Genomic DNA, 9,092 nt, shown 5'->3' with positions numbered 1-9,092 from the left:
TTTAAAAGGGAAGAGACAAGAGAGGCCATGCCTGCCCCTATCTGCGCACCTGGACCCTCTTTCCCCACAGAACCACCGGCAAAGATGGTTAAAACCGTTGTTAATGTTTTAACAGGAATAACAGAAACATCTATTTTTCCTTCATCTTTATGTACCGCAGAAATAACCTTTTCAGTACCATGTCCCTCTGCTGTTGGTGCAAACTTTTTTGTGAGCCAAACACTTGCAACAAGTGCTACTGGAAGGAGGTAATAATAATCAAAAGGAATGAAAGAGCGACTTACATCACCATAAGATAAAATCTTTAAAAAGAGTGTGACCGTTGCACCAATTACTACTCCGATAATCGACGATAAAAAGACCCACTTTGAAACACTAAAAAATATAGCCGTCTGCTCAGTTATATGTCTTCTTATCATTAATCTACCTCTTTTTATGAAATTTCTTTTACTTATCTAATTATTACATAAAAAATGCAGTGCAGTTACTATTTGTAAGAAAAAATCTAAAACTTTTTCCAAAAAGAACTACTCAGTAACACAAAGACTGTATAGCACTCAAGTCTTCCTATAATCATGGCAATTGAGAAGAAGATTTTATCAAAATCACTAAAAAACGCAAAGTTGTCTGCTGGACCTACAAGAGAGAATCCTGGTCCTACATTCCCAACAAGAGCAAAAGCTCCTGAGATGGCACTCATAGCATCATACCCTCTTGCATAAATATAAACAGTAACGACAGCAACAGTAATCATAAAAAGAGTAAAAAAACCAAATGTAGAGGAGATTATTCTCTCTTTTTGTTTTACACCATCTACAAAAACAGATATGATGGTATTTGGATGAATAATTCTTTTGAGTTCACTAGAGAGTGTTTTAAAAATAATCACATGACGAATGATTTTTATACCACCTGCAGTTGAACCTGCATTACCACCCATCAAAAGTCCTACAAATACAATGGCAATAGCGAGATGTGACCATGAACCATAATCAATAGTTGCAAACCCAGTCGTTGTCATTACGGAGGCAATAGTAAAACTTGAATTCTTTAGAGCATCATAAAAAGAGTCTCCAGTGGTATCTACATGCACAAATGTCAATGCTAAGCTAAGTGCCAAAAAGATAAGTAAATACCAACGAACTTCTTCTGTTTTATAGCCTGAAAAATCTTTATGATAGAGCTTCAGATGTGCTAAAAAGTTTATGCCTGAGAGCATCATAAAAACAGTTGTCGTCCAGATAATACCATCTTGAGAAACAAAATACCCCATAGAATTATTTTTGGTAGAAAATCCTCCCGTTGAGACCGTTGCAAAAGCATGATTTATAGAATCAAACCAATTCATTCCAAAAAATTTCAAAAGTAAAATATCAAAAAAAGTAAGCACAAAATAGACAAGCCAAAGACTTACTGCGGTATCTTTTATTTTTGGTGTAAGTTTTTCAAGTTGTACACCTGTTGATTCTGCCTTAAAAAGCGAAAGACTTCCTGTTGGATTTATCATAGAGAGGAGTCCAACACCAAGGACAATAACCCCAAGTCCTCCTAGCCAGTGCATTAAACTTCTATGAAAAAGTATCATATGTGGCAAATCTTCTATGTTTGTATAGACCGTCGCACCTGTTGTAGTAAAGCCACTGATAGATTCAAAAAATCCAGATGCAAAAGAGACATGAGTATAGAGGACCAAAGGAATAGCACCAGCAATACCCAAAAGAATCCAAAGTAAATTGACAACTAAAATGCTATCTTTTATTTTCAAATTCAGTTCATGTTTACGTAAAAATAGCCAAACAAAAAGGTTAACGGAAAAAAAGAGTGAATCATACTCCAGAAATTCACTATAACGCTCATGATAAAGAACCCCTACTAAAATATCTAGCAAAAAAATTGCCGAAACGGTCATCCCAATGAGTGACAATATTTTCAGTATATTTTTAAAGGCCATAGATCCACTGCTTCACTTTTGTACTCTCTTTTGTTGGAGAAAACGCAATAATCAAATCATTCTCTTGCAAAATCATTTTTTCAGTTAAAGGGTAAACTATATCTTGACGCACATAAAAAAGTGCAGATTTTTCTGTAGATAATGGTTTTATTTTTTTATCTACCAAGCCTGAACTTTGAAAAACTTTACGCATAAAGATGATAGCCTTAGCCCCACAGTAACTTTTTTGAATAACAACACCCGTAGAGCTTACCTCTTCCATTATGGTGTTGTACGCACTAATCTTTGGACCACGAACAACAATAATACCCAAAGAGTGCATCAAATTATAGTACTCCATCTCATTATTTATGGCTACAACTTTTTTGATGCCACTCTCTTTTGCTTCTAAACATTTAATGATGTTAAACTCATCATTATTTGTAGCCGCTATAAAAATATCGGCACTATCAAGGTCTTCATCTTCAAAAACATCATGAGAACGGTATTTAGAGTTAATGATAGAGACTTTTCCCTCTAAAGCTTCATCTGCTTTTTCACATAGAGCCAAATCTTCCTCTACAAGTTTTACATCCCGCCCAACTTTTACAAGCTCTTTCGATATAGAGACACCTAACTCTTCTCCTCCAAAAACAACACAACGGTGAATTTCACTGTTTGTCTCCAACTCTAATTTTTGACATATAGCACGAATATCTTCTTCCAATCCAAAAAAGTAAACAAGGTCATTTGGAAGGACTTCTACAGTGCTGTCATGAGGAATAAAAAAATCTTTTTTTCTCTCTATACCTACAATAATAAAATTTTCTGATTCAAAAGTTTGCGGTACAAAACGGCTTGAAACCATGACCGATATAAGCTTATAGTCTGTATATTTAAAAAATTTTACATTATTTGCTTTTGGATATTGCAGTAGTGAAGAGATAGCCTTAGAGGTAAGTTCAACTGGAAAAATCAATTTATCAATATTGAGTCTCTCTTTTACATCACTCTCATGAAAAAACTCTTTTTGTAAACGGACAAATTTTCTATCAATATTTAAAACAGCTTCCGCCATTAAAACAGAGATAAGGTTGACATTGTCAAGATTTGTAACAGCTATAAAAAGGTCAATATCTTTATCTGTAAAACTTGCGTAGGTCTTAGAATCTTCTACATTACCACGCAAAGGCATAATGTCAAGGCTCTCTTGAATTCTATCGAGTGCTTCAGAATTTTGGTCTATAATGGTGACATTATGCCCTATACAAAGTGTCTTTGCAAGATTAAAACCAACCTTACCAGCACCTGCTATAATAATATTCATAGCCTATTTTACCAAGTCGCTATAGTCATACTTTAGTACATCAAGATAATATTTAGAACCTATCACTATTATTCTCTCATCCTCTTTTTTCGCACTCTTTTGAAATCTCTTCTTTATTTTATCCTCTTTCTTTTGAGAAAAATTATGCTTTTTAAGGTATTTTTTCAAAGAGACAACTTCACTTTTTGTTTCAATAACAGGTTGTGCTTCAACCTCAACAATCTCCTCTGGAGTAGTGAGCATAAACTGTGATGAAATACTGCTCAGTATATTTTTAAGTTGCTCATCTTTCTCTTTATAGATGCGTTCTATCTTCTCACGCTCTTCTATAAGCATACGCTCTTTTTGATCACGAAGCGTTCTTGTCTCACCCTCTAGCGTATCTATACGAGACTCTAATTTTGCATTTTGTTCTTCAAGATATTTATAATATCTATCATTATTAAGAGAGCTTTTTCGTGTTGGTGTTGCTCTTTTTGGTGCTTGCTTTTGCTCTGTATTATCTATTACAACCATCTTCACACCATTTTCAACTACACTTTTTAGTGAACCTCTTCGTATGCGGTTGTGTATTGCCTCTTTTGAAATTCCAAAATGCTCTGCCGCCTCTGCTACTGTCATATTTTTCACAAACAACACCTCAATTATCTCATATTGTCAAATACAAGAGGCGCTTCCCAATCCCCTTCTCTGACCATCTTCATTACTTTTTGTAAGTCATCAAGTTTAGCACCTTTTACACGAATAGAGTCACCCTCTATCTGCGCTTGCACTTTTAATTTCATTTTCTTAATGTCTGCAGTTATCTTTTTAGCCTCTTTAGACTCAATATAATCAACCACTTTAAAAGTTGCCTTTCTAGTCCCACCACTTGCATCTTCCACACGCAACTCGTCAAGCACCTTTGAAGAGAGCCCTTGTTTGAGTAATTTTGCTATAACTATATCTTTAAGAGCATCAAGTTTATTGTCACTTGAAGCGACAAGCACTAAAACTTTCTCTTTCTCTTTAAAATTGACCTCATAAGTCGTACCCTTAAAATCATAACGATTTGCAACTTCTCTATCTACCAAGTTTATTGCGTTTTTCATATTTTGCATATCTATCTTTGCTGTTATATCAAATGAGTGTTCTTTTGCCATCTTTAAAAACCTTGTATATTTTGCTAACAATTATAACACACTCTTGTTTGAAATCTTGATATAATATACAGATGAAACTTAACAAACGCGAAATATACAAAGCACGACTTAAACCATACGACTACTTTGCAGAGTTTGAAACGATTGATTTTGACTCACTTGGAGAGGGTGACCGCTACTATTTGCAAGATTTTGGTATTTTTACTACTGATTTTTTAGAGGGTGAATTTACTCTAAGACTAAGAAACGCAGGAGGACAAATTAGTGCCAAAGAGTTTGAATATATGGCAGATATAGTAGAGGAGTATGACCTTACACTTGTTATAACTGCCCGCGCAGGATTTCAACTCCATGATATAGAGTCCGATAATGTTTTAGAAATTTGGAAAAAACTCAATGCAAACGGACTCACAACATGGCAGAGTTTTGGAGACAATGTCCGCAATATTGTCACAGATGTCTATGATGGCGTAGGAAAATTTGCACATATTGAAGTCTATCCACTCATCCAAAAGATGCAAAATTACATTCTTAAAAATCCAAAATATGTAGGAATGCTCCCTCGTCGTGTGAGTGTTGGAATTTCTGGAAATAGTGCAAATGTAAACTCCTTTTTTGCAAATGATTTATACTTTGCACTTGCAAAAAAGGGTGATATTTATGGTTTTAATATCTATATGGGTGGAAAAAATACAGAGATAGCACAAGATGCAGATATATTTGTGACAAAAGAGGAAGTTGTTGATTTTTTCAAAGCCTTTGTTGCAACATTTTATACACATGGCTCACGCTTTTCACGCTCTAAAACAAGACTCTTTTATATGATAGAGGAGATGGGAATAAAAGGGCTTCGTGAGCTTATACAAACACAATACAAAAAAGAGTTTGCAAACGCAGGAGAGTTACAACTCGAACATGTGGAGTTTCAAGAGTTTGAGGAGCTTAATGATGGCACTTATGCCTACTGTTATCAAAGTGATTTTGGACGCTTAAATGCAGATGAAGTAGAGGCCATTAGTGACTTTGCCTTGCAACACTCAGCCCAAATACGAACAGGAAGTGATCAAAATATCTATATTTTAGGTCTCAAAGAGAAGCGTGTTCCGTTTGCTTCCCCTGCTCTTAGTGCAACAGTAGTCTCATGTGCTGGAAACCTCTGTCCTTACGCTGTTTGGAGCATTAAAGATGAATCAGAAAAGTACCTACCACTTGAAAAGATTTATAAACATCGCATAAAAATCGGCTTTTCAGGATGTGCAAAAGGGTGTGGCAGACACCGACATACCGACATTGGACTTATAGGGCTAAAAACAAACAACTTTGGCGATACTGATGGAGGCGCTAGAATTTTTATAGGAGCAGAACACGATACAGGAAAAAGCATTGCACGACAACTCTTTTCAATGGTGCCATTTGTCCATCTCAAAAGCACCATGACACTTATTATTAGACTTTTTGAGAAGAGTGGCTACCAAAATTTTCAACTCTATGCAGAACATATCCTCAACAACTATAGTGAAGATTTTTTAGCCCTTTGGCATCTTTACAATCTTAAAACAAAACAAACACTTCCTCTACCAAAACAAACACAATTCCAAACGCAGGAGCAAGAGTTAGCACTTTTATCTCAATATTTTGATGTGTTTGTTTTACTTGAAAATAGCATGAAAAAGAGTGTAAGTACTCTTGTAAAAGAGTTGTGGACAGTAGAGGGAAAAGACCCTCACTATAAACCACCTATTAAGAGGACAAGCTTTCGTTAGAAGTTACTTTCTTTTTTTCCAATAGTTAGGTTTTCTTTGAAGTTGCATGATAGCTAAAATAATAATCTCTTCATCTCTTTGGTAGTAAATTACTCCAAATGGAAAACGATTTGTCAAGCAGTTGGGAATTCTAAAATTCTTTGGATTGTTTTTTGAACTTCATAAGCGAACTCTACACCAAGATTAACTTTACACTCTTCTTCATAATAATCAACAGCGACATTTAACTCAAGTTCAGCATCTGGATGAAAAGAGTAAGCCATTTAAGAGTGTAATCTTTTTGCTATTTTTTGAAAAACTTCATCCCCATGAATAAGAGTTACAACATTAGTTTCAATATCGCTTTTTCTTTTGTTGACTTCTTTTACCCAAAGAGCATCTATTGAACTATTAGCAGGTGTAATACTTGCTAATAGTTTATCAACAATTTTAGTTTTCAAATCTATTGGTAAAAGATTTATCTCATTAAATAATTGTTCTTGTTTTAATGCTAACATATACTAAACTCCAATTTTTATAAGTTATTCTATCACAATGGTTTATATTTTCTCTTTAACTCTTCTAAAAACTTGGACTCCCATCAAAACTAAATCCTCCACCAAAAGAGTTGGCAAAATTTGGGTCAGTGTAGCCTGCCATTGTTGATTTCATTCGTAATTTTTCAATGTCGGCTTTACTTGAAATTCCCTGAGGGCAAACAAGGGTACACTCATTACATAAAGTACAGTCCCATACTCCATTTGTTTGAATAGTCTCTAACTTTTCAGTCGTGTCTAACTCCCGTTTATCACTTACATATTTCCAAACACGAGTCAAGGCAAAAGGTCCTAAAAAGGCTTCATTCAGACTATAAACAGGACAAGCAGAGTAACATGAACCACATAAAATACAGTCACTTTGTAACGCATTTACAAACTCATTTTCAGGAGTGAGTTGGGCTGATGTATCACACTCTTTCATCCATGCTTTTGCTCGTCTGTTTGTCTCTAATGCCTTGTCCATATCTACAACTAAATCACGAATAAGAGGAACATTTTTCAAAGGTTCAATGCTATCTCCCTCTTTTACTTTATAAGAACATGCAAGTACCTCTTTGCCATTGACACGCACAGCACAAGAGCCACAAACACTACTACGACAACCACTACTATACGCAAGAGAGCTATCTTGATCTATTTTAATTTTATTTAAAACCTCAAGAAGTGTTGCATCAGACATATCAACATCATACTCAATAAAATCAAACTCTCTTTGTATGCTTACTTTCATTATTCTGCCTCCATATAGTGTGCGCCACAACTCTCATCTCGTGCTAGGGTAGCGTTTATTACTGCTTTACATACATCAAGCATATTTCTAAACTCTAAAAACTCTGTAAGATTGGTGTTATAAATCTTTTTAGTATCTTTTACACCCATCATAGGGAGTAACTCTTTAAGATTTTCTATCTCTTTTTGAGCCTCAAGCAATTCTCGTTGTCGTCGTACAATGCCAACTTTCTTATAAAAAAGTTCACCAACACTCTCTCGTTTTTCATAAAAATTTATCTCATTTGTAAACTCTTTTACTGCATTAAGAAAATTTTCACTCTTTTTACACTCATAATCACTCCTACTTTTGTCATCACAAAATGTAAAGTTTGATGCACTTTTTCCAGCTTCACGACCAAAAACGACTATTTCAAGAAGAGAATTTCCTCCGAGCCTATTGGCACCATGCACTTTATGGTTGGCACACTCACCACATGCAAACAAACCATTCACACTTGTTTGTGACTTATTATCGACCTCAATGCCACCCATGGTGTAGTGTGCTACTGCTTTTATTGGTACTAAATCATACACAGGATCAACATTTTCATAAAGCTTTGCGAGTTTTCGCTCTTGAGGAAGATTTTCATCGATGAACTGCTCTCCTAAATGACGAATGTCTAAAAAGACCTCCTCACCCTTTTGCATCTCTGCATTTATGGCACGGCTTACCTCATCACGAGGGGCAAGCTCATTTGTAAATCGTTCCCCTTTAGAGTTTACAAGGTAGCCACCCTCTCCTCTTGCTGATTCACTAATGAGAATAGAGGAGTTTTTCAGACCTGTTGGGTGGAACTGTACAAACTCCATACCAAGAAGTTTCGCATCAGCCCTCTTTGCAGCAGCGATGCCATCTCCAGTAGAAGCAGTCGAATTTGTAGAGTATTTATCATAGATGCGAGAGTAGCCACCTGTTGCTAAGATGACACTTTTTGCAAAGTGGTGTTCTACCTCTCCTGTGCGAATATTGAGTATCAACGCACCACAAACACTTCCATCCTCTTTTTGCAGTAAATCAAGTAAAAATCTCTCATTGAGTATCTCTACATCTTTTTGCAAACATCTATCATAGAGCGTATGTAAAATTTTTAGCCCAGTATAATCCTGTGCATAACAAGCTCGAGGCGCTGAAGCACCACCGAGCGTTCTTTGTGCAATTTTTCCATCTTTTGTACGAGAAAAACAGACACCGATGCTATCAAGCCATGCCACTGCGTTTGGTGCCTCACTGCACATATAACGCACCGCCTCTTCATCAGCTTCGCCATGAGCAGATTTAAGCGTATTTGCAATATGTGCTTCAATACTATCTTCACTCACATTGGCAAGCGCAGCATTCATACCACCTTGAGCCATACATGTTTGACTTCGTGTTGGATACTCTTTTGTTAAGATTTTCACATCTACGCCAGCCTCTTTTGCAGCAAGTGCAGCACAAAGTCCTGCACCACCTGCGCCTATTATCAAAACATCTGTTTTCATTTTATCTCCAAATTTAGTAATTATTTCATATATCTAATTAAATATTTGTTTTAGATTACTAATCATTATTAAAAATTTCTTTTTCAAACTCTAGAAATGCTAAATTTTTCTTTTCTAAAACCATATTCTGATTTAATA

The 9,092-nt window shown here is 35.6% G+C and carries 10 protein-coding genes; 1 reads left to right on the top strand and 9 read right to left on the bottom strand.

From position 1 onward, the window contains the following. The 5 genes from MVY38_RS03915 to MVY38_RS03895 form a co-directional block, all read right to left on the bottom strand. Window positions 1-419: chloride channel protein (locus MVY38_RS03915; RefSeq protein ID WP_297483779.1), on the bottom strand; the 419-nt coding region annotated here is incomplete at its 3' end. Between the two features lie 86 nt (window positions 420-505). After that, the gene (locus MVY38_RS03910) at window positions 506-1,951 is read right to left on the bottom strand and encodes a TrkH family potassium uptake protein (RefSeq protein WP_297483777.1); all 1,446 of its coding nucleotides are present in this window, start codon (window positions 1,949-1,951) and stop codon (window positions 506-508) included. After that, entirely contained in the window at window positions 1,941-3,257 is a 1,317-nt protein-coding gene (locus MVY38_RS03905; protein ID WP_297483776.1) for an NAD-binding protein, read from the bottom strand. Before MVY38_RS03905 ends, MVY38_RS03910 begins: the two co-directional genes overlap by 11 nt. Window positions 3,258-3,260: 3 nt before the next feature. Then, entirely contained in the window at window positions 3,261-3,878 is a 618-nt protein-coding gene (locus tag MVY38_RS03900; protein ID WP_297483792.1) for a DNA-binding protein, read from the bottom strand. A 23-nt stretch (window positions 3,879-3,901) separates the two neighbouring features. Then, window positions 3,902-4,399 (bottom strand): YajQ family cyclic di-GMP-binding protein, encoded by a 498-nt coding sequence (locus MVY38_RS03895; protein ID WP_297483774.1) that lies wholly within the window; start codon window positions 4,397-4,399, stop codon window positions 3,902-3,904. Between the two features lie 71 nt (window positions 4,400-4,470). Here MVY38_RS03895 and MVY38_RS03890 point away from each other — a divergent pair, with 71 nt between their 5' ends. Beyond that, the gene (locus MVY38_RS03890; protein WP_297483772.1) at window positions 4,471-6,162 is read left to right on the top strand and encodes a nitrite/sulfite reductase; all 1,692 of its coding nucleotides are present in this window, start codon (window positions 4,471-4,473) and stop codon (window positions 6,160-6,162) included. A 113-nt stretch (window positions 6,163-6,275) separates the two neighbouring features. Here the strand turns inward: MVY38_RS03890 and MVY38_RS03885 are convergent, their stop codons facing one another. From MVY38_RS03885 to MVY38_RS03870, 4 genes are all read right to left on the bottom strand, one after another. After that, window positions 6,276-6,425 carry a hypothetical protein gene (locus MVY38_RS03885; protein WP_297483770.1) on the bottom strand — a complete coding sequence of 50 codons (150 nt, stop codon included), beginning with the start codon at window positions 6,423-6,425 and terminating at the stop codon, window positions 6,276-6,278. Beyond that, the gene (locus tag MVY38_RS03880; protein ID WP_297483768.1) at window positions 6,426-6,659 is read right to left on the bottom strand and encodes an addiction module protein; all 234 of its coding nucleotides are present in this window, start codon (window positions 6,657-6,659) and stop codon (window positions 6,426-6,428) included. It lies immediately after the preceding gene. A gap of 64 nt (window positions 6,660-6,723) precedes the next feature. Next, window positions 6,724-7,431 (bottom strand): 2Fe-2S iron-sulfur cluster-binding protein, encoded by a 708-nt coding sequence (locus tag MVY38_RS03875; protein ID WP_297483766.1) that lies wholly within the window; start codon window positions 7,429-7,431, stop codon window positions 6,724-6,726. Beyond that, window positions 7,431-8,954 (bottom strand): FAD-dependent oxidoreductase, encoded by a 1,524-nt coding sequence (locus MVY38_RS03870; protein WP_297483765.1) that lies wholly within the window; start codon window positions 8,952-8,954, stop codon window positions 7,431-7,433. Before MVY38_RS03870 ends, MVY38_RS03875 begins: the two co-directional genes overlap by 1 nt. Between the last annotated feature and the right edge of the window lie 138 nt (window positions 8,955-9,092).

Source organism: Sulfurimonas sp. (assembly GCF_027056685.1).
Classification (GTDB): Bacteria; Campylobacterota; Campylobacteria; order Campylobacterales; family Sulfurimonadaceae; genus Sulfurimonas.
The sequence above is the reverse complement of the archived record's forward strand: the minus strand, read 5'-3'. Positions and strand labels throughout refer to the sequence as shown.

Excerpts from the sequence above, each read along its gene's own strand:
- MVY38_RS03905 (WP_297483776.1), bottom strand. The coding sequence starts at position 3,257 with ATGAATATTATTATAGCAGGTGCTGGTAAGGTTGGTTTTAATCTTGCA.
- MVY38_RS03900 (WP_297483792.1), bottom strand. The coding sequence starts at position 3,878 with ATGACAGTAGCAGAGGCGGCAGAGCATTTTGGAATTTCAAAAGAGGCA.
- MVY38_RS03895 (WP_297483774.1), bottom strand. The coding sequence starts at position 4,399 with ATGGCAAAAGAACACTCATTTGATATAACAGCAAAGATAGATATGCAA.
- MVY38_RS03910 (WP_297483777.1), bottom strand. The coding sequence starts at position 1,951 with ATGGCCTTTAAAAATATACTGAAAATATTGTCACTCATTGGGATGACC.
- MVY38_RS03870 (WP_297483765.1), bottom strand. The coding sequence starts at position 8,954 with ATGAAAACAGATGTTTTGATAATAGGCGCAGGTGGTGCAGGACTTTGT.
- MVY38_RS03880 (WP_297483768.1), bottom strand. The coding sequence starts at position 6,659 with ATGTTAGCATTAAAACAAGAACAATTATTTAATGAGATAAATCTTTTA.
- MVY38_RS03890 (WP_297483772.1), top strand. The coding sequence starts at position 4,471 with ATGAAACTTAACAAACGCGAAATATACAAAGCACGACTTAAACCATAC.
- MVY38_RS03885 (WP_297483770.1), bottom strand. The coding sequence starts at position 6,425 with ATGGCTTACTCTTTTCATCCAGATGCTGAACTTGAGTTAAATGTCGCT.
- MVY38_RS03875 (WP_297483766.1), bottom strand. The coding sequence starts at position 7,431 with ATGAAAGTAAGCATACAAAGAGAGTTTGATTTTATTGAGTATGATGTT.